General features: G+C 34.9%; 20 protein-coding genes. 3 read left to right on the top strand and 17 right to left on the bottom strand.

The window, feature by feature from the left end; all coding sequences use genetic code 11:
- Positions 1 to 98: 98 nt before the first annotated feature.
- Positions 99 to 2,402, top strand: a complete 2,304-nt coding sequence (locus tag DWV06_RS03980) for a bifunctional metallophosphatase/5'-nucleotidase (protein ID WP_115480865.1) — start codon at positions 99 to 101, stop codon at positions 2,400 to 2,402.
- A 144-nt stretch (positions 2,403 to 2,546) separates the two neighbouring features.
- The gene (locus DWV06_RS03975) at positions 2,547 to 3,755 is read left to right on the top strand and encodes a M20 metallopeptidase family protein (protein WP_115480864.1); all 1,209 of its coding nucleotides are present in this window, start codon (positions 2,547 to 2,549) and stop codon (positions 3,753 to 3,755) included.
- A gap of 53 nt (positions 3,756 to 3,808) precedes the next feature.
- On the opposite strand, the gene DWV06_RS03970 is transcribed toward DWV06_RS03975, so the two are convergent.
- From DWV06_RS03970 to DWV06_RS03895, 16 genes are all read right to left on the bottom strand, one after another.
- Positions 3,809 to 4,627, bottom strand: a complete 819-nt coding sequence (locus tag DWV06_RS03970; RefSeq protein WP_115480863.1) for an MBL fold metallo-hydrolase — start codon at positions 4,625 to 4,627, stop codon at positions 3,809 to 3,811.
- Between the two features lie 249 nt (positions 4,628 to 4,876).
- Positions 4,877 to 5,230: a YkvA family protein gene (locus DWV06_RS03965; RefSeq protein ID WP_115480862.1), complete on the bottom strand. Its 354-nt coding sequence runs from the start codon at positions 5,228 to 5,230 to the stop codon at positions 4,877 to 4,879.
- 113 nt (positions 5,231 to 5,343) lie between these two features.
- Entirely contained in the window at positions 5,344 to 5,814 is a 471-nt protein-coding gene (locus DWV06_RS03960) for a PTS sugar transporter subunit IIA (protein ID WP_268877871.1), read from the bottom strand.
- A gap of 357 nt (positions 5,815 to 6,171) precedes the next feature.
- Positions 6,172 to 7,143 (bottom strand): flavodoxin family protein, encoded by a 972-nt coding sequence (locus DWV06_RS03955; RefSeq protein ID WP_115480860.1) that lies wholly within the window; start codon positions 7,141 to 7,143, stop codon positions 6,172 to 6,174.
- A gap of 16 nt (positions 7,144 to 7,159) precedes the next feature.
- On the bottom strand, positions 7,160 to 8,209 hold the full coding sequence (locus tag DWV06_RS03950; RefSeq protein WP_115480859.1) for a Gfo/Idh/MocA family protein: 1,050 nt from the start codon (positions 8,207 to 8,209) through the stop codon (positions 7,160 to 7,162).
- Between the two features lie 39 nt (positions 8,210 to 8,248).
- On the bottom strand, positions 8,249 to 9,169 hold the full coding sequence (locus DWV06_RS03945) for a sugar phosphate isomerase/epimerase family protein (protein WP_115480858.1): 921 nt from the start codon (positions 9,167 to 9,169) through the stop codon (positions 8,249 to 8,251).
- 69 nt (positions 9,170 to 9,238) lie between these two features.
- Positions 9,239 to 10,612 carry a glycoside hydrolase family 1 protein gene (locus DWV06_RS03940; RefSeq protein WP_115480989.1) on the bottom strand — a complete coding sequence of 458 codons (1,374 nt, stop codon included), beginning with the start codon at positions 10,610 to 10,612 and terminating at the stop codon, positions 9,239 to 9,241.
- Positions 10,605 to 12,008 (bottom strand): PTS transporter subunit EIIC, encoded by a 1,404-nt coding sequence (locus tag DWV06_RS03935; protein ID WP_115480857.1) that lies wholly within the window; start codon positions 12,006 to 12,008, stop codon positions 10,605 to 10,607. Before DWV06_RS03935 ends, DWV06_RS03940 begins: the two co-directional genes overlap by 8 nt.
- 57 nt (positions 12,009 to 12,065) lie before the next feature.
- Positions 12,066 to 13,052, bottom strand: a complete 987-nt coding sequence (locus DWV06_RS03930) for a sugar phosphate isomerase/epimerase family protein (protein WP_115480856.1) — start codon at positions 13,050 to 13,052, stop codon at positions 12,066 to 12,068.
- Between the two features lie 9 nt (positions 13,053 to 13,061).
- Positions 13,062 to 13,490 carry a C-glycoside deglycosidase beta subunit domain-containing protein gene (locus DWV06_RS03925; RefSeq protein WP_115480855.1) on the bottom strand — a complete coding sequence of 143 codons (429 nt, stop codon included), beginning with the start codon at positions 13,488 to 13,490 and terminating at the stop codon, positions 13,062 to 13,064.
- Between the two features lie 12 nt (positions 13,491 to 13,502).
- Entirely contained in the window at positions 13,503 to 14,606 is a 1,104-nt protein-coding gene (locus DWV06_RS03920; protein WP_115480854.1) for a Gfo/Idh/MocA family protein, read from the bottom strand.
- 225 nt (positions 14,607 to 14,831) lie between these two features.
- Complete coding sequence (locus DWV06_RS03915) at positions 14,832 to 17,243, bottom strand: AraC family transcriptional regulator (RefSeq protein ID WP_162300568.1); 2,412 nt, start codon at positions 17,241 to 17,243, stop codon at positions 14,832 to 14,834.
- A gap of 157 nt (positions 17,244 to 17,400) precedes the next feature.
- Positions 17,401 to 17,766: a YkvA family protein gene (locus DWV06_RS19005; protein WP_115480852.1), complete on the bottom strand. Its 366-nt coding sequence runs from the start codon at positions 17,764 to 17,766 to the stop codon at positions 17,401 to 17,403.
- A 70-nt stretch (positions 17,767 to 17,836) separates the two neighbouring features.
- Positions 17,837 to 18,031, bottom strand: a complete 195-nt coding sequence (locus DWV06_RS03905) for a helix-turn-helix transcriptional regulator (RefSeq protein WP_115480851.1) — start codon at positions 18,029 to 18,031, stop codon at positions 17,837 to 17,839.
- Positions 18,021 to 18,236 carry a hypothetical protein gene (locus tag DWV06_RS03900; RefSeq protein ID WP_115480850.1) on the bottom strand — a complete coding sequence of 72 codons (216 nt, stop codon included), beginning with the start codon at positions 18,234 to 18,236 and terminating at the stop codon, positions 18,021 to 18,023. Before DWV06_RS03900 ends, DWV06_RS03905 begins: the two co-directional genes overlap by 11 nt.
- 163 nt (positions 18,237 to 18,399) lie before the next feature.
- Positions 18,400 to 20,358, bottom strand: a complete 1,959-nt coding sequence (locus tag DWV06_RS03895) for a methyl-accepting chemotaxis protein (protein WP_162300567.1) — start codon at positions 20,356 to 20,358, stop codon at positions 18,400 to 18,402.
- A 209-nt stretch (positions 20,359 to 20,567) separates the two neighbouring features.
- Between DWV06_RS03895 and DWV06_RS03890 the strand changes: the two genes are divergently transcribed.
- Positions 20,568 to 20,981 carry a CBS domain-containing protein gene (locus DWV06_RS03890; protein WP_115480848.1) on the top strand — a complete coding sequence of 138 codons (414 nt, stop codon included), beginning with the start codon at positions 20,568 to 20,570 and terminating at the stop codon, positions 20,979 to 20,981.
- Positions 20,982 to 21,099: 118 nt separating this feature from the next.
- Here DWV06_RS03890 and DWV06_RS03885 read toward each other — a convergent pair whose 3' ends face one another.
- A complete protein-coding gene (locus tag DWV06_RS03885) occupies positions 21,100 to 22,131 on the bottom strand; it encodes a transglutaminase domain-containing protein (RefSeq protein WP_115480847.1) in 1,032 nt (343 codons plus the stop codon).
- Between the last annotated feature and the right edge of the window lie 40 nt (positions 22,132 to 22,171).

Genomic DNA, 22,171 nt, shown 5'->3' with positions numbered 1-22,171 from the left:
AAATATAAAAATTACTTTATCATGATATCTTGAAAATTGAATCTATCATATAATATAAATTGTAAATAATGGGTTATATCAAAAAATTGGAGGGAAGTATGAAAAAATATCTTATCAAATTTCTTACAGGATTCATGTCAATCACATTCTTCATTTTTGCGGGTACATCTTCAATGGTAATAGCCGATACCGCTACTACTACGATTACGATTTTTCATACCAATGACTTACACGGCCATTTAATTGATGAATACAACAGTGCTGGAACATTGACAACAATTGGAATGGACTATGTAGCAGCCATCCGTAACAGTGTACCTGATTCGTTACTGGTCGACGCTGGCGATTCAACACAAGGAGTACCATTTGCCAACATCAGCAAGGGTAAAGATGTTATCAAACTTACCAATGCAGCACGCTATGATGTTGGAGTACTGGGTAATCATGAATTCGATTTCGGGCTGAACGCGGCGCTGACCAATGTTAAAAATGCTAACTATCCTATCCTCTCGGCAAATACAATATACAATAAATTGCCTTTTTTAAAAGATATAAAAGGAATAGGAATAACCGAAAACAATGGATGCAATTTAATCAAAATGGTAAATGGCATTAAAGTGGGATTTTTTGGAATTACGACCCCTGAAACCGCATACAAAACCAATCCTTCTTATCTAAAAGACTCCACATCCAGTGTAACGTTCGAAGATCCTATCACCATTTCACAACAAGAAATCAACAAGCTCAAAGCAGAAGGCGCTCAGGTGATCGTTGGAATCATGCACATCGGTAATGAACCAACAGCTTCACCCAACAGCATTGACATAGCAAATCAACTTTCTGGATTGAACATATTGATTGATGCTCATAGCCATACGGTAGAGAATAATGTTGTTAATGGTACCTTAATAGCCCAAGTAGGTTGTTATGGAGAAGCACTTGGAAGAATTGATGTTACCGTTTCAGACAATGGGGAGGTTTCATCAAAAGAAACTCTGATCAATCCGGCCGATGCACAAAAAACCTATACACCCGACCCTGCTATCAAGACTCTTGCAGAAGATCTGAGTAATAAACAATCCACACAATTTCAGAAAGTCATAGGTCATACCTCTTCTGTATTATGGGGGGGTGTAGTAGATGATACATCAGTTGCACGATTAGTAGAAAGTAATCTGGGTGATTTGGTGGCAGATGCAATGGCTGATAATGCCAGAGAGCATATTGCTGATACTAATGTCGCAAATCTTCCTGTCGTTGCATTGGAAAATGGTGGAGGGGTACGCGAATCTATCCCTGCGGGGGATATCACTTTTGGACATGTGAGTACTGTATTGCCATTTGGCAATCTTCTTTCTTTAAAAGAAGTCACTCCTAACATACTATACCAAATTTTAGAAAATGGCGTTTCAAAAATTGGCGGGCAGGATTTAACCACCGGCGTCATATCTGGAGCAGACGGGCGGTTCCCTCAGGTTTCGGGCATGCGCTTCTCTTACAATCCAAATGGTTCACCTTCCAATACATCGCTAACTCCGGCTGTGACAGGTAACCGTATTAAGCAGATTGTACTTCTCAATTCGGATGGAAGTGATATGCAGACATTAGACCGCAACGATACCTCAACCAAGATTGTCCTTGCTACTAACGACTATGAAAATGCTGGCGGTGATGGTTATACCATGCTTTCAGATATAAAAAATATTGGTGAAGGTGATGCGCTGGATGTTATCACAGCAAATTATATAAAAAAACTGACCAACCAGGGAAATGGAACTTTCTCTTACCCGAATAGTCAAAATCGTATTTGTGTAGACACAGATTTTATTTATCCAAATTACATAGCTGCCATTACATTGACGGATAAAAATGGTACAATCGCTAACAAACAAGTCCTTTACAATTTAGACAATACTTCTGCCGCATATGGGACTACAGATGAAAATGGTATACTAACAATAACAAATCTCACTTCAGGTGCACATACTATTTATGTCTACCATAACGATAATTGTAACGCAGCCTATGTTAACGATATAATCGGTAAGACAGCTGCTGCCAGTGAAATGACAGCACAATCTGACGAACAAAAAATTGCTCATCATATGATGAAGAAAATATTAGCGCTTCCTTTTAATATTACCTCCTCCAATGTCGATACCGTTAATGCTGCATTAGAATCTTTTAAAAATCTAACAGAAGCTCAAAAAGACTTAATTGCCAATGCTTCTTTATTAATATCAAAAAAAGAGATTGCTTTGAGTATTTCAGCAAAAAAGGAGAATTCTTCAACTGCGAATCCTAATGTTACAGTAAACAATTCGTTCATTTTCCTGCTTATTCTAATTAATATTATTACAGCAATATGTATACTCATTATATATATTAAGAAAAATAAATAAATTTTGCACAAAAAAGTCTCGAGAAACTCTCAAGGCTTTTTTGTTTATAATATTTGTTCACATGTGTAGGTTGTGATATTATGTAAATATGAATCGTATGAACTGTTATTAAATATATATTAATTAAGAAAGGAGAAATCTAGTATGAAAATTTTATTGGATGAAGCAAAAAAACTACAAGACACCATCGTATCACATAGAAGGTATATGCATGAAAATGCTGAAATTAGTATTAACCTTCCTTTAACTACCAAGTATGTAATAAAAAACTTAAAAGACATGGGATATGAACCAATAGAAATATGTAAATCAGGAATAGTTGCGATAGCCGGAAAGCAAAAAACTGGTAAGACATTTATGCTCCGAGCTGATATGGATGCCCTGCCTATTATGGAGGAAACTAATTTGCCTTTTAAATCAAAAACCAATAATATGCATGCATGTGGGCACGATTTACATACAGCTATGTTACTTGGTGCTGCACAATTACTTAAAGATCACGAAGATGAACTAGAAGGTCAGGTAAAACTAATGTTCCAACCAGCCGAAGAAACAATGGGCGGTGCAAAGGATATGATTGATGCAGGACTTCTTGAAAATCCTAAAGTGGATGCAGCTATGATGATACATGTATTTACAGGGGTTCCCGCTCCAGCCGGACTTGTCGTAGTAACAGATTCCGGTATCGTTTCTGCTTCTTCCGATTGGTTTAAAGTCACCGTTCAAGGAAAAGGTGGGCATGGAGCCATACCTAACTTGAGTATTGATCCCTTAAACATTATATCTCATATACATATAGCACTTCAGTCAATTAATGCCAGGGAAATAGCATCAGGTGACAATGCCGTACTCACCATTGGGCATATGTGTGGTGGTAATGCCGCCAATGTTATTCCTGATTCAGCTTTTTTATCCGGGACCATAAGAACCTTTTCCCAAGAGAAAAGAGAATTTATAAAAAAACGTCTTGAAGAAATCTCTAAAGGAATCGCTTCAACTTTTAGAGGAGAAGCTGAAGTTGAATTCTTATCGGGATGCCCCTCTGTAATCAATAATGAAGATCTAAATAATCAGTTTAATAGATACTCCAGAGAACTTTTAGGTTCCCAACAAACGGTTAATGCTACTGATGTTGCAGGAGAAGCATTTTCAAAGTTTACGGGGTCTGAGGATTTTGCATTTGTTAGTGAATTGGTTCCAAGTGTTATGACTTTACTTGGCACTACTTCTGAAAAACCTGAATATATATACCCTTTACATCACCCAAAAGCTGTTTTTAATGAAGATCCACTTTATATAGGTGCTGCACTATATGCAAATACAGCGATCGAATGGCTAAAGAATAATATGTAAAATCCAAAAGCTATTGAATTTCGTTAAAAATTCAATAGCTTTATTTAGACTTTTTAAATATGTTCCTCCAGCCTGTCATAGCAGAGATTTCGAAACAGCTGACAATAGTTTCTAAAACCTACTTCTCCAATCACATAGATGTTTGGCATATAAGACATTCTTTTTCTTGAATATTCTATTCGTTCTAAACCACAATCAAGAGAGGTATGATTACTCAAAGCTACTTGCACATTTTTCTCTTCAGCTTTTTTCATAAAATGATCTAGAGATTTCAAGTACTGTCTGATACCATTTAGCTCTATTGGTGGATTGGAACCTCCCCACAAAGCTGCCATATATTCCTTGCCTTCTTCATGTACTGGAAAAATAAAACTTAACCCTCCTGGCGTATGCCCAGGTGTTGAATATACAAATAGTGTCTTATCTCCTAGTACGACTTTATCACCATCACTTATGTAATAATCTATCGAATAATCTTTCCAAGTTTCAGGACGATTCTTTTTTACAGGCTCGTCTCTCCAGAAAATATCATCACGTTCTGATAAATATGTCTTTGCATGATACGCATCTACTATCCATTTTCCACACCCTGTATGGTCTACATGTCCATGTGTAAGCACCAATTTTTTTATATCCTCAGGATTCCATCCAACCTCCTGTATTGCTAAAACAATAGCGTTAAAAGCCTCTTCTCTTGGCCATATTGCATCTATCACGATAAGTCCTTCTGTTGATTTTAACACAAAACAATTGGTTTCTTTCTGTGCAACTATCAACAAATCATCAAATATTAGTGCATGTGTAAAAAAAGACATATCTTCCATTGCTTTTATTGTATCTATCGTTATTTTGGGTTTATTTAATCTAGTCATTCCCATTAACTCCTTTAAATCAAATTAGTAAACTTTAAAAGATCAATTTTTTTACTTCTTCTTTTCGATGAAACGAAAGTTTTTATACTCTAATACTCTGTACAATGTTTCATCATTATTTGCTTATACAGAGATAACTTGATTTTTGGGATGTAATTTTAGATTATTATACATTTCACTTCTCCAATTTCGTAATACTAATACTCAATTCATATCCAACTATTTTTCAACTAGTTCTTTAGAACACAACTATGAAAACATCCAAACAATAATTGCCCAAACTATAAGAATTGGAATTGCATAGAACCATCTTTTAGGCTTTCCATTTATCCATAGACCTTCTGCTTTTTTCCTGTATAAAGCAAACGTTTCTTTTGGAATTAGTTTGATAGTAAGAGCAATTAACGCTGGAAGCAAAATCGCATCATCAAGATATCCTAGAACCGGTATAAAATCAGGAATCAAATCAATCGGTGACAAGGCGTAAACTACTGTAATTCCGGCAAGAATTTTAGCTATTACAGGCGTATCTTTACTTTTCAAACATAAAAACAAAGCTGGAATATCAGTCTTTAGTTGTCTTGCTCGTGCTTTCAAGTCCACTAATTAAATCACCCTTTTTTAAATCTATTCATCCATATTCCTCATATTATCACTCCTACTTTTTTTGTCAAATAGTTTTTACTATTTGACGAAAAATTCCTCATTTTAATCAATTATTTTACAATACCTCCAAAGTCCTCCAAAGTCATTACGTCTTTGCCAATTTTAAATTGAACAGTAAGACACTCTTCTGAATTTGTTATTAAAAATGCAGTCGTTGTAGGATAACCCGCTTCTTTTATTTTATTCCTACTAAAAACTATTAATTTCTGGCCACATTCAATCCTTTGGCCCTCCTTGACTTTGACATCAAAGCCATCTCCCCCCATCAACACCGTATCAATCCCAACATGTATAAGAATTTCCATTCCATCATCTGAACTGATACCAATCGCATGCTTTGTTTCAGCTATCATGCAGATCACCCCATTCACAGGCGCAACTACAGTTTCTGATTCTGGCTCAATCCCGCACCCTACTCCTAATATACCCTGTGAAAAAACGTCATCAGGTATCTCCTGCAAGGTTATAATTTTCCCCTTTAGCGGTGAATAAAACCGACCTGGAGTTGTTTCTAATGTTATATTATCCTTTTCCGATTTTTTTTTATAATCTGATTTAATATTCCCATACTAATCTCCATTCCGCCGCCAAGCGGCGGCACAAATAAGCGGCTCTATAAGACCGTACATTTTTTTAACTCTTTTGTTTAATTGTGTGGCTGAACAGTCATTAGATTCTACTTTTAACAATTCTATTCTTGAATTCAAACAGTGAATGGGTTAAATCCAGTTTCTCTGTACCATTCCGGGTGTTAAACTTAATAGTTCAATCACTATCATCTCCGAAATAGGTATTGATATGTCTCAGTTCTCGAATCCAAACGTCTATTTCACACTATTCTTCCTTTTCTATCTAACAAAGAACTCCGCTGATGCTAATTAATTTTCTAATATACATGTTTCAAAGTTCTTATATTTTTCTAACATTCTAGGTAACTCATCCTTTACTTTTTTCATCTTAGGCTCAGCTATGATTCCAAAGTTCTGGATTTCATCCGTGTGTTCCTTGTTTCCTGCAAACGTACCTCTGGCACGCGCTTTTTGTTCATTTGAAAAAGTTACCTTCACCTCATCCTTTTCAATAGACAGTGTTCCATGAATTCCACAAATAGGGCAGGTAACTTTAGTTGTTTTTGAAAGTAACATCAAATTTTGATGACATACGGGACAAGTTCCTTCATCACCAAACCATTTAATTTCTTCAAGCGGTTTACCATACGCTTGAACCGTCTGTCTGCCCATTTCATGGACATTGTTCATTAGTTCTCGATTTAAAACCGGGTTTCCTGTTGTTCCCATATGATGCACGTCCATATTGCCTATGGTTTTCATCAGATTCGGAAAACCAAACAGATGCATACTGGCTGTTCCCATAGATACCCAGTCATCTGTACTAGCTCCACCTACAGAAATGTAGGAAACATATCGTTGTTTTAAGCGCTCTTCGGGAAATACAGCCGGTGCATCCACTTCCCCTTTTCTACGGCGTTCCATCTGATATTCAATTGCTGCATTGTCATGGCGACATGAAAACCGATCTACAACATTTTTAAACTGACCAACCGGCTGTAATACATAGACAGGTGCTCCAACAATGATTACATCTGCCTGTCGTATTGCTTCTTCAACATAATCAAAATCATCTTTTACAATACAGTTGTTGTCTCCTCCTTTACTCAATGAATCTGAGCAGGCACCACAGCCTATGCACCTTCCAATTTCTAATTTTACTGTATTAATAAATCGTATATTTGCATTTAGTGCTGCCTCTTTTGCACCATATAAAGCTTCCTTTACAAGGATATCGGTATTTCCCATTTTTCTTCCAAAAGATAATCCTAATATATTCATTTCGTCCCTCCTGTTTCTACTGTTCCAATAAAATAGACTTACCACTCTCAGCTGACTTGCGAGCGGCCTCCATAACTCCAAGTACACGTCTTACTTGTGCAATTTTTATTTTCGATTCCGCTTTGTTATTTAGCACATCTGTGACATTGCGATAGAAATCTATCCAATCTGTTTCAACTTCTGGTAATGGTTCTTCTACAATGCCCCCTGGTGGAACTGGAGCAAATTGTCTTGTCGGCCCTGCTACAGTTTCTGTAATCTGTGCTGGAAGTTTACTCAGCATCACGCCTGTTTTGTAAACCGCACCTTCTCCGGCAAAAGTTTTTATAACCATGGTACCTTTATCACCACCAACAAGCCAGCGGGGTGCATAGTTTAAAATATAGGTAGATAGCTCAATATGAGCAGTGACACCATTATTCATTTTTAAAATGATTTTAAAATAATCATCGACTTCATCGTGTAATACATTTTTTATATCTGCATAAACACTGTTGATTTTTGCATCAGGCATCATGAACAAAATTTGGTCGATTAAATGCACTCCCCAATCATAAATCATTCCACCGCCATATTTTTTATATAAATGCCACTCATGCATATATCCATTAGCCGAATGAAGTTTTGATTCAATAGTAAAAATATTACCAAGGAGTCCTTCCTCATAAGCTTTTTTTACTATAAGCATGTCTTTGTCCCAGCGACGGTTCTGATGCACTGTCAAAAACACTCCTGCCTTCTTGCACGCCAACTCCATCTCATCCAGTTCCACAATGTCAAGAGCCGCTGGTTTTTCTGTAACTATGTGTTTGCCTGCTTTCGCAGCCTTTATACACATTTCCTTATGTAAGTGGTTTGGCACAGTCAAGACAACAGTATTCACATCTTCATCTTGCAATAATGCCTCTGCAGAATCATATGTAACGAACCCATCTTCTTTTGCCTGCTTAATTTTCTCATCTTCAATATCGCAAACAGCGGCAATCCTAACGCCTGCGCGCGGAGCATTTTGGGCATGCCATTTTCCCATACCGCCATATCCAATGATTCCTAATTTTACTTTCATTTAATTCACATCCTATCATTAATTTACTTACCATTTAGCCTAAATTACAAACTGCTGTAAATAACGTTTGCTTAAAATCAGCGAGTTTCTTACCTCTTCCTCGCTTCCTTCAAAAGCCTTATCCTCAATTTCAATACAGCTATATCCTTTATATCCGATATCCGTCAGAGCAGACAAATACTTTCCCCAATTTATATCACCGAGTCCAGGGAGCTTTGGTGACATAAACTCTAACGGATAAGCCATAATACCTACCTGATTAAGCTTCTCTTGATAGATTTTGATATCTTTATAGTGCACATGGAAAATTTTATCCCGGAAATCATAAATCGGCTGGATATAGTCAATCATCTGCCATACAAAATGAGAAGGATCATAATTGATACCAAGATTTTCGCTTTTTAAAATATCAAAAACTTTTTGCCAAATTACTGGTGTAGTCATTAAGTTTTGTCCACCTGGCCATTGGTCTTCATCAAATAGCATCGGACAATTTTCTATTGCAACTTTTACGTTATTTTCTTCTGCTAATTTAATGATTTCCGGCCAAATCTGAGCTACCAATTCTAAATTTTTGTCAACCGTTTTTGTTTGATCACGTCCAATAAAAGTTGTCACCAGATTGACCTTAAGTTTTGAACTTGCTAGTATGACATTTTTTAAATGTGATACAGCTTTTTCTCTCTTTTCCAAATTTGTATCCAATATATTCGGATAATAAGCTAGAGAAGATATTTCTACCTTCTTATTTTTAGCATAGGTTATAATATGATTTGCGTAAGCATTGTCATAAATTACTTTTTCTACATCAATATGACTTACTCCCGCATAACGTCTTTCTGCCTTTCCCACTGGCCAGCAAGCAACCTCCAAACAGGCAAACCCATGTTCAGCTGCAAAATCCAAAGTTTCTTCAAAATTATATTTCTCTAAAATTGCACTAACAAAACCTAGTTTCATTTTTAACCTCCTTAATGTAAAACTGTAAGTATAAAGTATACAAAGACATATACTTATAGTTTGAAACAATTATAATTCTTCCGCATTAGATTCTATTACTTTTTTGTACCAATAAAAGCTGTCTTTTTTATATCTTTTATAATTATCATCATAATCAACAAAAACAAAGCCATATCTTTTGTTTTTATTTCCAGATGCACTATATAAATCAATACATCCCCATGGCAGAAAACCAAAACAATCTATTTGATCTTCTTCAATTGCCTTCTTCATCTGTATAATATGTTGTTTTAAATATTTAATTCGATAATCATCGTGCACAGAATAATCCGTTTCAAGAACATCATCTTCTACTCCAAGTCCATTTTCTACAATGAGAAGTGGTAAATTATAGCGATCATAAATATCATTTAAAAATATTCTTAAGCCCAACGGATCAATTGTCCATCCAAAACTTGATTTTTCAAGCATTGGATTTTCATATGCAGCATACATCATCTGCATGGTTTTTGCTTGACTCTCTATTTTCACATCATTATCATGCATGCATATTGAAAAATAATAGCTAAAAGAGATAAAATCAATTTTTGCTTTTTTCTCTGAACTAAGTAATAAAAATTCTTCATCTTGATGTATACTCATTCCGGCTGCCGAGAACTCAGCACATTCACGATGATTATACTTTCCTTTTACAAGTAAATCTAAGTAATTATACATCTTGGAGTGTTCATGACGCATCGCCGCAAATACATCTTTTGGGTGCGAAGTCATTGGATATGCAAGAGAACTTGCTATCATACATCCAATCTTCCCATCTTCTACAAGGTCATGACAAAGTTTTACAGCTTTAAAATGCGCTACATTAGTATTGTGATAAACTTTCAATTTAAACTGTTCATATCCTTCTTCATCGGATTTTAGTTTGGTTTTCGTATGCATAAAAGGTATTAGTTTACATAAATTATTTTCATTCAATGTAAGCCAATATTTTACTCTGTCTCCAAACAACTCAAAACAAGTACGACAGTATTTTATAAAAGCATCTACTGTCTCCTTTCCATTCCAACCATCGTATTTTTCTATAAGATGATATGGCATATCCCAATGGAATAAAGTTACAACCGGTTGAATATTATGATGCAATAATTTATTAATTACTCTGTTATAAAAATCTACACCTGACTGATTGTAGCACGCATCATCACCATTAGGATAAAGTCTTGTCCATGCGATTGACATTCGAAAGCAATTAAACCCCATTTCAGCCATCAACTCTATATCCTCTTCATAATGATGATAAAAATCAGATGTTACACTATAATCAACACCTTCTTTTGTTTTAGAAAAAAAGTCATATAATGATTCTCCTTTTCCACCCTCTTTTGCTCCTCCTTCAAATTGGAATGCGGAAGTCGATCCTCCCCATAAAAAATTTTTATTCATTTTTATCACCATCACTTTCAAACACTATATTAGACTTCTTCCACAAAATTTTAGTAACCACAAAAGCCGTTATAAAGGAAATAAGCATTGTACCAACTGCTACAATTAAATTTGAAAATCCTTGGTCGTTACCCAGAGTACCCGGTAATCCTACTAAGCTGGCTGATACTATAGCATAAAATTTTAGTTTAAAGATTCCAGCAAATAAACCTCCAACTCCTCCACCTATTATAGCTCCATAAAACGGAACTTTCAGTGGTAAATTGATGCCATACATAGCAGGCTCAGAAATTCCAAGCGAAGATGATAAAGAGGCAGCTCTAGCTTCAGCTCTTTTTTCCTGATCCTTGATTATGATTGATACTGCAAAAGCTGCTCCAGCCATCGCAAGATTTTCTGCAAGCATAGCAGGAACCATTAATCCCTCACTTCCGGTAGCTGTAAGTGTAGAAACAATAAGTGGGAAAATAAAAGAATGCATCCCCGTAACAATAATAATTGGCATAAATGCACCTAATGCCGCTACAGCAACAAAACCAAATGTATTTCCAAAGAAAACAATAAATTTACCAAGGTATTCTCCCATATAATTCCCTGCAGGACCAATGATTAATAACATTAGCGGTAACATAACGAAAGCTGATACCATTGGTGTCATAAAAGCGCGTACAACCGGATGGAATATTTTATTAAATAACTTTTCTAAATATGAATATGCCCATACAGATAAAATTATAGGTACAACTGCTGAACCATAACTAACCGTAGGTACAGTAATTCCAAATAAATTTAAATGTGTAACAGTATCACCCAAACTAGTGAAATTAGTTAAATTTGGGTGAAGCAAAATTGCGCCTAACAACATTCCCATATATAGATTTGCATTAAATTTCTTTGCAGAAGTAAATCCAAGATAAATAGGGAGAAAATAAAAACCTGCTTCTTTTATAATATTAAAGGTATAATAAGTAGGATCTGTTGTACTCACAATTCCAAGACCTGACAATAGTGCCAGAACAGCGCCAACCATACCAGCTGCAATAAGTACGGGTACAACTGGGGTGAAAATTCCTGAAACCACTTCAAAAAATCTGTTAATAATCGATTTTTTCTGTTCCATATCACCTTTATCTTTTGAACCCGTTAAATCACCTAACTTGATTACTTCCTCATATATTTCATTAACATGAGGGCCTATACATACTTGAAATTGACCATTCTGTATAATAACTTTAATAACTCCTTGTAATGATTCTATCTTTTCCTTATTGGCCTCTTCCATATCTTTTAACTGAAATCTTAAGCGTGTTGCACAATGCATTAGATATGTTACATTTTCTTTACCACCAACATTTTCTAAAATATTTTTCGCTAAACCTTCATATTTTTTAGACATACCAATTACCTCCATTGATACCGTGTATCGCGTTTGCGCTTAATGTTTATTTGTTAACTAATTTTTTATTTTGGCTAATAATTTATTCATCATTATTAAATGGCGTTTCGTCATTTCAAGTGCTTTACCTGATGCATGATCCTCATATTCTGATACAATAAAGCCTTTATAATCAGAGTTCCCAATAACTGGTATAATTTCATTATATGGAATACTTGCCTCATGACAGTTTTCATCTAAATAGTGGAACTTTCCATGCATATGGAAACAATATGACATAATTTCTTTTAATCCTTCTAGCTCATTTTTACAGTCTCTTCTAAATTGTACAAAACCATACATTCCTTGCAACGCAGCTAAAGCAACCCCCGATGCTCCAGCTTTTTTAAACTCTTCGATTGCGTCTTCTAATGGAACTTCATTTAACCGCATCTCTTTTCCCATTTCAAGTATTTCCAGTGGTGTCCCAGCTGCCAGTGCCGCATCCCACATCGGTTTATTTGGTCTACATGCAAATAAACCAAAATCAGGAATGAATCCAAGATATTTTGAACCGGACTCTTTAAAAGCTTCTAAGTATTCACGCATAATCGGCGTATTTGGTGTTTCCGGATTGTGTATCTCTATGCCGACCTTCACATCATAGTCTTCTGCATATGGTGCCAAACGTTTCATCGCATTTGCGCTTAATAAATACTGCTCACGCATTACTTTACATCCCATTTTGTGCGCACTTTTTACATCGTTGATTGCCATAGCAAGCATCTCATCTTCGGACAAATTTCTGTCCCCGCGCAATCCTCTGTCCATATTTGCTGAGTAGCAAATTGGTTTGATGTCATAATAATGAGAAATAGAATTAATTTCTCCTAAAAATTTATCACTTACATAGGGATAAGAAGGAATCATCTGCGATGCAACAATTTCATAACCTTCCGCACCCAATTCCTTGGCAGTCCGTATGCAATCCTCTAGTGACATCTCTCCACAACAATATTCTTTCGTAAAACAGTAAAGTGTAATTCCAAGTTTTATTTCACTCATGACTTCCTCCTATGTCAACAGTCTTAATACTTTTTTCCCGCAGCCATCGATTGGCATGTATTGTGTATCGCTGATCGGCATGTAAGGAGAATGAAACATGAGTGTCACACCGATTTCATGCCCCCCTTCTGTCAAACCACCAGGTTGAAAAATCTTAATCGTGGCCGATTCAATAATATTCCAGAATTCAGACACTTGATCATGCAGCTGACTGATTCCAAATTCTTTTCCGTTTACACAAAAGCGAATGGCTTCCTCGGAAATTTCTCTTCCATCTACTTTCACACCAAATGTATCTATAACAGAAAGAAACTGTCCTCTGTAATAACTTAGTCTGATATCGAACTGAAAGCCTGTCCTTTTTCCGTTTGCATAACAAGTTTTCAGACTATCTTCACATACAACATCGACGAAATTAATCCTCATTGCAAATGCCATGTTCCTTCCCCCCTAAAATTTGATTTCTTTTCCTTTTTCAGCTGACTGATAGATTGCTTCAAGGATTTTTGTTACAGTAAAAGCTTCATTAGGCTGTACCAATGGCTCTTTGTCTTCTAAAATTGCGATTAACCACTGTTTGCAGTCAATTACGCCTTCTTCTCCACCACCGCCACCAAAGTATGCAACACCACCAACCGGAGAGAGTTTTTCTTCCATTAGCTGTCCGTTTCTTCCGCGATTGTAAATCAACTCATTCTTTGAATGACTCATACCGGAATGAATCTCGGCTCCGCCCAAAGTTCCGCAAAGCGTTGTAGATGCTTCTCTAGACTCTAATAAATTCAATGCCCAACTAGCTTCTAAATGAATCGTTGCACCGTCTTTCATATGGATAAAACCCATTGCAGAGTCTTCTACTTCATAAGTATTGGGATCCCATGCTCCGAATAAGTTTCCTTCTGTTGCCTGCTGCAAATGCCCCAGCTTATAAAATACAGAACCTGATACACGATCTATTTCATAATTATTCATACACCATAAGGTAATATCCAGAGCATGGGTTCCTATATCGATTAACGGTCCACCTCCTTGCTGGGATTTATCAGGGAAAACGCCCCAGGTTGGAACACCTCTTCTTCTGACTGCATGTGCCTTTCCATAATAAACTTCGCCAAGTTCACCTTTTTCACAGGATGCATGTAAGTTCTGTACTTCTTCTCGAAAACGGTTCTGGTATCCGACTGTAAATTTCTTTCCTGACTTTTTCCATGCCGCAAGCATTTTTTCTGCTTCTATCGTACTATGTGACATTGGTTTTTCACAGTATACGTGCTTTCCCGCTTCGAAAGCTGCCACTGCAATTTTACTGTGGGAAACATTCGGCGTACAAATATGAATGACTTCCACATTCACATCCTTTAGCAATTCTTTATAGTCTGAATAAACAGAAGCTGCTTTCGTACCATATTCTTTTGCAGCTTGTTCTGCTCTTTCTGTTGCAATATCACAAAAAGCTACGATTTCGTTTAACTCACCATTCGCTTTTAATGCTGGAAAGTGCTTTTGATTTGCAATCCCGCCACAACCAATTATGCCAATTTTAAGTTTTTTCATTTCTTTGCCTCCTTTCGATTTCTATAGTGCTATTATAAAAGAAAAAAAAGCTTTATACTTTCTTTCTTTTTTCGTAATTTCAGTTATTTTTTGACCTGTTTTTTTGATTTATAATAGCAAAGCAATAAGCAGGTCAAAAATAAGTAACATTTTTTGACCTGCTTCTAATTTTATTAATTATAATTTTCATGCTGTTCTGCCAATCCAACTACTGCATTATCCTTTTCAAAATATTTGAATATGTGTCAGTTCTACTAATGTAAATGCATTTGCTGGAATATTAATTTCAAAATTCAATTCGTCCTTTTGCGAATTTACCTTACGCATGACAAACTTTGGCTGACAAATCTGCTTTAAATAATCCATCTCTGCCTGCTTTAAATTACTCAGGCAGTCCCAGCTTTTCCATTCATCCAGGATACTTCCGTGCTCTTGACTTACCGTATAGTTTCGCATGCGGTAGCTTCCAGGCTCAATATTCTTTAACTGCACTTTTAACTCTAAGGATTTTAAATCCAGAAAGTAGTTTTCATAATTTTCTGTCGTCAGGTCATCCCAGCGGTTTTTACTCATAAAATAGGAATGCCCCATCCGCTTTTCATTCTGGAATAAAATCACATAATTCTGTTCGCCGTCTGTTGTAGCGATGAACTGTTCTGTCTTTGCAATCTGATACCTAAGCAAACGATTCAAAAATAAGAATGCATAAAATGACGGCTTACGAATTCCTGTCTTAGTAAGAAGTCCGGAAGCGCCGAATAATAGAAGACTTGAATCTGCATATTCTGAAAATTGATCGGTTCCCATCCAGTAAATAATTTTGTCGGCACAGCTAATGTTTTGCAGCATATTACGGATAATATAGCTTCCTTTAAAACAACTATCATTAAGTATATTTCGGTTTGAAAGCGTTAAATTCCATTCCGTTACCATTAGTGGTATATTATCATAACCTATTTCATCAAAAATTTCTCGCGCATAGGAAATAGATTTATTTAGATATTCCCATTCCGCTGAAAGATTTCCTGCCGTATAAGGGTATACAGCAATTGACAGAAAATCCGGAACAAAATTAATTCGCTGCCAACATTTCTGTAGTTGTATGATATCTGTTTTCCAGTTGTCATTTCCAATGGCGGGGAACTCACATCCACCAATTAAAACTTGTGGAAAATATTTTTTTATAAGACGTAACGTGATTTCAAACCATTCTACATACCATTTTGACAAATAGTCTTGTTCATAAACATTATCCCACTCGTTTGGTTTCCAAAGTTCAAAAACCCATTTAGAAACAACTTCCTTTCCATATCGTTCTGCAATATGTTCCAACCAAGACCGGAAAAGTCCTTCCCACTTTTGAGGATCTTTGAAAAATTCCGTTTCTGACGACTGTTGATCAATTATGTTATTGGTAATCGTTTTTATAACAATCCTTGGTTTTGCGCCAAGCACAAGAAAAGGCTGAATCCCACTTTTAAGCAGAAAGTCCAGTACCCTATCCATCTTATCAAAATTATAGCAGTCGACTTTCTGCAAGGAAACGATTCCATCTGAAAATATATTCCACAAGCGGATATATGTATATCCCAATTCTTCATGTAGCTGAAGAACATATTTCTGTACTTCGGCCTGCAGCAGATATTCCATAGTACCTATATTAATGATTCGATTCCAGTTTTTGTGGCATGGCTTTGTTTGCGTCACATAAATAATATGATATTCTTCTTTTTTCTCATTCTCAAAGCTGTCTTCATATTCCTTCATATAGGATTGCAGTTTTAAGAATACTTCTTTTTGCTCTTTTTGAAGTTCTTTTTCGTCTTTTTCGTCCTTCTGCTTGCTGCTTTCACGATAAGCAGAAGGTGAGATTTGATAAGTTTCTTTGAAAATTTGGTTAAATCTAGACACACTTGCAAATCCATTATCCATTGCTACTTTTGTCAGCGTTTTTTCTGTATTTAATATATCATCCACCGCATAATGAAGGCGAATATTAGTTAAATAGTCTTTAAAATTCATTCCGAAATTCTTTTTAAAAAAACGGGATAAATAGGCATTAGATAAATAAAGCTTCTCCGCCAGTTCATTCAATCTCAGGTCTTTTTTATAATTTCCCATAATGTAATCTAAAATTTGATGAATGCGTTCTGCAAATACATCATTATTCTTTTGGAACCGGATATCTTTCTTATCAATCATAAAATTTTTTATCAGTAAATCCATAAGTTGGTATAAATTCGCTGTCTGTCCAAAATCCATTTCTCCTTGATACTGTAGATGATATGCCAAAATTTTTCGGAGTACTTTTCGTAACTCTTCATAATTCTTCTGATTTTCCATCGTCGAATTGCACCAAAACCAAAATAAAGTGCTACTTAAATAAGAACTTAATAACGAAAAATCAATTAAAATTCGACAGATTATCCCTTCGGTTATGGGAACAATTGAATGCTTTTTCTCATTATTTATCAGGATTATTTCTTCTTTTTTTAGATGGAACACATCATCTGTCACATAGAAATCTGCTTCTCCATCCAAAAGATACAACAATTCAATCTCTCTATGGAAATGTATGGATTCATGCTTTAAAAACTCGATAGTTAATTTTATTCCGTTTTCATTGACGCTTAACAAGATTGAGTCCTCCTCCTTGTAATTTGACAGATATAGCTTCATCTTCGGCATTATCGATTTTGGGGATGCAATTTTAGATTATTATACATTTCACTTCTCCAATTTCGTAATATCAATACTCAATTAATTCATATCCAACTATTTTTCAACTAGTTCTTTAGAACACGACTATGATAACCATCCAAACAATAATTGCCCAAACTATAAGAATTGGAATTGCATAGTACCATCTTTTAGGCTTTCCATTTATCCATAGACCTTCTGCTTTTTTCCTGTATAAAGCAAACGTTTCTTTTGGAATTAGTTTGATAGTAAGAGCAATTAACGCTGGAAGCAAAACAACATCATCAAGATATCCTAGGACCGGTATAAAATCAGGAATCAAATCAATCGGTGACAAGGCGTAAACTACTGTAATTCCGGCAAGAATTTTAGCTATTACAGGCGTATCTTTACTTTTCAAACATAAAAACAAAGCTGGAATATCAGTCTTTAGTTGTCTTGCTCGTGCTTTCAAGTCCACTAATTAAATCTCCTTTTTATGATAAATTTTAATCTATGAAGAAAGACCACAAAACGATTTATATCATTTTTTATAAGTCAAGTATAAACAGTTCCTCTATTGTTGTATTTAAAAGTCTTGCAAGTTTCATAGCTAATTCAAGTGTAGGATTATACTTTTCATTTTCAATCGCATTGATGGTCTGCCTTGTAACTCCAAGCGTATTTGCCATATCTTCTTGTCTAAGTCCTAGTTCTTTTCTTAAAGCCTTTATATTATTTTTCATCTTTTCCAAGTTTCCATTTCAAGAAAAGTTGAATTCCAAGTAAGACCAAATTTTGAGACATCAAAAGAATAAATGGTAACCCATTAGATCCGGTCTTTACAAAATCATAAATCCACCAAACAAATATAAAAATAACTGTATACACATATGCTGCTTTTATTGAGTTTAAACTTATACTCATTTCCATTTCATCCATCTTCCTCAAATTATCACTCCTTGCACTCCTTGTATCAATAATTTAATGTCAAATTCTATTTACATTCATACTATAACATATACTATTTGTAATGTCAAATTACTTTTACATTTTTTGACTGTCTGTAAGAAAAGTAAATGCGCTTTATCTAGTATTTTAACTGTTACGAATTTTACAATTTAAATTGATTCGTAATATCATGAAGTTTGTCAGATATGTTACTTAAATCTTTAGATTGATCGCTGATTTTGTTAATCATTGCATCTTGAGTATCCAAACTTGCTGAGATTTCTTCAGCAGTGGCTGCACTCTCTTCTGTAACAGAGGAGATAGCTTCTAGAGCCTTTAGCGTACTATCTTTATTTTTTTCTATTTCGTCATTTATACTGATTAGAGTATTAACATGTCCAAATGTATCTGATACTTTCACAGCAATTGATTTAAGCGCTTCGTTAACTTCTTCAAGCTTATTTTCCGCATTCATAAGTTTCTCTGTTGAGCTATCCATACCACTTTTCACATCATTTATATTAGATACAATAGTTGTAGTTATATTTGCTATATTTTCGGTTGATTCGGATGTTTGTTCTGCTAATTCTCTTATTTCCTCTGCAACAACAGCGAAGCCTTTACCGTGCTCACCTGCTCTAGCAGCTTCAATGGAAGCATTTAATGCCAATAAATTTGTTTGTTCAGCAATACTTTGAATAACTACTAAAATATCATTAATTTCATTGGAACTAGCTAATAGTAGATCAACGGTCAAATTAAGTGAGGTAGTTGATTCCAGACTTTCTGTAAAACTTTTAGTCATCACATTTAAACTAATACTTGATTTTTTATGATTTTCATCAATTTTTTTCGTTCCTTCGAAAATCTTCTGAGATGTCTCTTTATTTTTTCCAATATGTTCTGATAATTGATACATATCCTCAACACTCTGGGAGACGTCATAGGCCTGTTCTTGTACACCTTCTGCAAAATTTCCAAATCCTTCACTTACTTCTCTGATAGTTTTTGCTCCAGTCAATGCTTCGTTGGCAAGAACAGATGCACGTTCGTGAAGTTGATCAGAAGAATCTTTCATTGTACCGATTACATCACTGAATGTTTTAGATAAATTAAGAATAGCCCTTGAAAGTTTACCCGTTTCATCTTTTCTGTTAAGGCAATGCTTATTTTTGATTTCTATATTTGATAAGTCGTTTTGAGACATTTGTTCGAGGATACTACTGAATTCGTCAACCGGTTTTGTAAGATTCTTTTTAAAACTTTGCGTTATAACTACAATAAAGACTATAATACTTGCTATTAGAATGGTGTTTATGGTTACTGTACTAATTATGGTTCTATTAATTTTACTCATATCATAAATAATCTTAAGTACACCAATAACTTCGTTATTTACAGGTTCATATACCGGTTGATATTGGATAATTTTTTTACTAGTTTCTACTTGGAGTTCCTTATCTGTCAGAACTTTTTTAAGTGTTCCTGAATCTGGCGCTTCATCTATGCTCTTACCTAATTCACTTTGCATATCTTCAGATGTAGAATAGAGCAGGCCTTCATCACCAAATAGGTTAACCTCTTGATTAGAAACGTTCTTATATGTTTCAAAGAATGTTCCTCCAAAACCAATCTGCATTGTACCGATTATTTTATCACCGTCGTAGATAGGTACAAAAGCTCTAATAGCGATACCGCTGGATCCTGTTTCTGTTCCTGTAATAGTCCGTCCTGCTAAAGCAGCACTAATTGTTGCTTTTTCACTTTTGTCATCACCATACTCATCAGGCTTATGTCCACGATAAAATACTACTCCATTTGAATCGCCAATCTCAAAAACTGATAACCCTATTACAGAATTATATTCTTTAAAAATAGGATCTACAATATTCTCCATATTCCCACGATCCTTCGTTTTTAGAGCATTAATAATTCTCTCGTCCTGAGCATAAGAACCAGCAAATGCCAAGGCATCTTCGCTTTTTAATGACATCAACTCATTAAGTAATGTTACAGAATCATCTAATTCATTTTTGGCTTGGTGCTTCAATTGATTAACACTGGTAAATGTAAGTATTGAAAGAATTAATACAAATATAAAAACAATCACAAGGAATGTCATTTGCAATTGCGTTGATATACTTTTAAATTTCATTTTAACACCTCCTATACGATAATATACCCTTATTTTGAACTTCATATCGCTTGGTGTAAAATTATTTATTTAGAGTTTAATTTTTTAGAATATTATTCTTAGAAATATTAAAATTATTTATTCAATTTACTTATATTTTACTGATTTATAGGCAATCTATAAACGGAGGTGTTTATATGATAGTAAAAGATATTATGTCTACAGATGTTGCTTGGGTCCGCTCGGATGATTCAGTTGAAAAGGCAGCACAATTAATGAAACAACATAATGTTGGTTCAATTCCTGTATGCAACCAAAATTCTTTAGTTGGAATTGTTACAGACCGAGATATTGCATTAAGATCCGTAGCCAGTGATCAGGATGCAAGGCAGCAGCAAGTAAGTTCTGTTATGTCGACTGATTGTACGGTAGGCAGCCCGGATATGAATGTAAATGATGCTGCTCAGATGATGAGCGAAAGACAAATTCGCCGTCTTCCTATTGTAGAAAACAATAACTTAGTAGGTATTGTTGCATTAGGTGACATTTCACTTGAACCTTCTTCACAGAGCAGTGCAGAGAATGCTTTAAAAAATATTTCTAAGCCTTAATATAAAACCATCAGGCTGCAGACAAAGGAGCTTTTGCAAAATAGATGCGTAATCTATGGATCAAAAGCTCCCTTTTCTTTTTAACAAACCATGAACATGCAAATATATTCTATTTAATTTACTTTTTATAATAAAATTCCTTTGGCTCACAATTACCTTTGTTATAATACACAACACATCCACGATTTCGTTTCAATTCAAAATTAACACAATTACGAAATATAGAGTAACGGTTACCGGAATCAAGATAATCCTGAATCTTTAAATCATTCACATCCCCATACTGAGAATTATAAATACTAAATCCGCCAATTTCTTCTCTTTCCTCTTTACTCATTCCAAAATACAATAATCCTTTTCCAGCGCTACCCTTAGATCCAACCTCATAAGTAGTATCCATAAAATAATCCTTATCATCCAAATGGACAATATTCCAAGAATGTCCTCCACTTTTCTGACTAAATCCCCCGTTGGTCAAAGAATCTACTCCTACTTGTAATAACAAATGACAATAAGCACCTGAAAAACTAGTACATTTTCCAGTTCCCTCCATTAGTGCATGATATGGGCTTTCATCATCCAGATTTTTATTATATTTCATTCTACTATTAAATTCTTTATACAACGCGATTGTTTTTTCAAAATCATTATCACCCTTTTGTAGACAACACATATATGTGGCTACTTGATTTTCAAATTCTTTTATTTTTCTGTCATGCTCTTTCTTACTATTAGATTCATACACCCAATGAATAGTCTTGGTCTCCTCATCATAGATACTTTTTTCATTATCAAAATAAGCATCTGCATTAAACATTAAAAAATTACTATTTGTCAGAAAATCAACCTCATATGAATATTCTTCTTTCGGACAAGAGCAACTTGATTCATAATTTAGGTATGCATCTACAAAGTTTTTATAAAAATCAAAATATTCTTTCCCATATTTAATTAGAAACTCTTTAGATAATACATAGGGATTATATTTGAAATCATACTTTGTATTCTGGCTATTCACATCTTCACTTATCTTTATATCTGATCCAGTTTCTTCTTTAGCAGAACTTGATATCGTTCCTTTCTTTACTTGACTGCACCCCCCTATCATAACCCCTATACAAATCATTGTTAATAATAAAAATTTTTTCATAATTATCCTCCGGTGTCATCATCTTTTCTAGCTTTTATAA

The sequence above is a fragment of the Anaerosacchariphilus polymeriproducens genome, assembly GCF_003363435.1.
GTDB lineage: Bacteria > Bacillota > Clostridia > Lachnospirales > Lachnospiraceae > Anaerosacchariphilus > Anaerosacchariphilus polymeriproducens.
Note: the sequence above shows the minus strand (reverse complement) of the source record. Positions and strands in the feature narration are given on the sequence as shown.

Coding starts and splice junctions, on each gene's coding strand:
- DWV06_RS03950 (WP_115480859.1), bottom strand. CDS start 8,209: ATGAAAGTAAAATTAGGAATCATTGGATATGGCGGTATGGGAAAATGG.
- DWV06_RS03945 (WP_115480858.1), bottom strand. CDS start 9,169: ATGAAACTAGGTTTTGTTAGTGCAATTTTAGAGAAATATAATTTTGAA.
- DWV06_RS03885 (WP_115480847.1), bottom strand. CDS start 22,131: ATGAAAAAATTTTTATTATTAACAATGATTTGTATAGGGGTTATGATA.
- DWV06_RS03905 (WP_115480851.1), bottom strand. CDS start 18,031: ATGAAAAATAATATAAAGGCTTTAAGAAAAGAACTAGGACTTAGACAA.
- DWV06_RS03895 (WP_162300567.1), bottom strand. CDS start 20,358: ATGACATTCCTTGTGATTGTTTTTATATTTGTATTAATTCTTTCAATA.
- DWV06_RS03925 (WP_115480855.1), bottom strand. CDS start 13,490: ATGGCATTTGCAATGAGGATTAATTTCGTCGATGTTGTATGTGAAGAT.
- DWV06_RS03930 (WP_115480856.1), bottom strand. CDS start 13,052: ATGAGTGAAATAAAACTTGGAATTACACTTTACTGTTTTACGAAAGAA.
- DWV06_RS03970 (WP_115480863.1), bottom strand. CDS start 4,627: ATGACTAGATTAAATAAACCCAAAATAACGATAGATACAATAAAAGCA.
- DWV06_RS03955 (WP_115480860.1), bottom strand. CDS start 7,143: ATGAATATATTAGGATTATCTTTTGGAAGAAAAATGGGAAATACCGAT.
- DWV06_RS03920 (WP_115480854.1), bottom strand. CDS start 14,606: ATGAAAAAACTTAAAATTGGCATAATTGGTTGTGGCGGGATTGCAAAT.
- DWV06_RS03935 (WP_115480857.1), bottom strand. CDS start 12,008: ATGTCTAAAAAATATGAAGGTTTAGCGAAAAATATTTTAGAAAATGTT.
- DWV06_RS03975 (WP_115480864.1), top strand. CDS start 2,547: ATGAAAATTTTATTGGATGAAGCAAAAAAACTACAAGACACCATCGTA.
- DWV06_RS03940 (WP_115480989.1), bottom strand. CDS start 10,612: ATGAATAAAAATTTTTTATGGGGAGGATCGACTTCCGCATTCCAATTT.
- DWV06_RS03890 (WP_115480848.1), top strand. CDS start 20,568: ATGATAGTAAAAGATATTATGTCTACAGATGTTGCTTGGGTCCGCTCG.
- DWV06_RS03980 (WP_115480865.1), top strand. CDS start 99: ATGAAAAAATATCTTATCAAATTTCTTACAGGATTCATGTCAATCACA.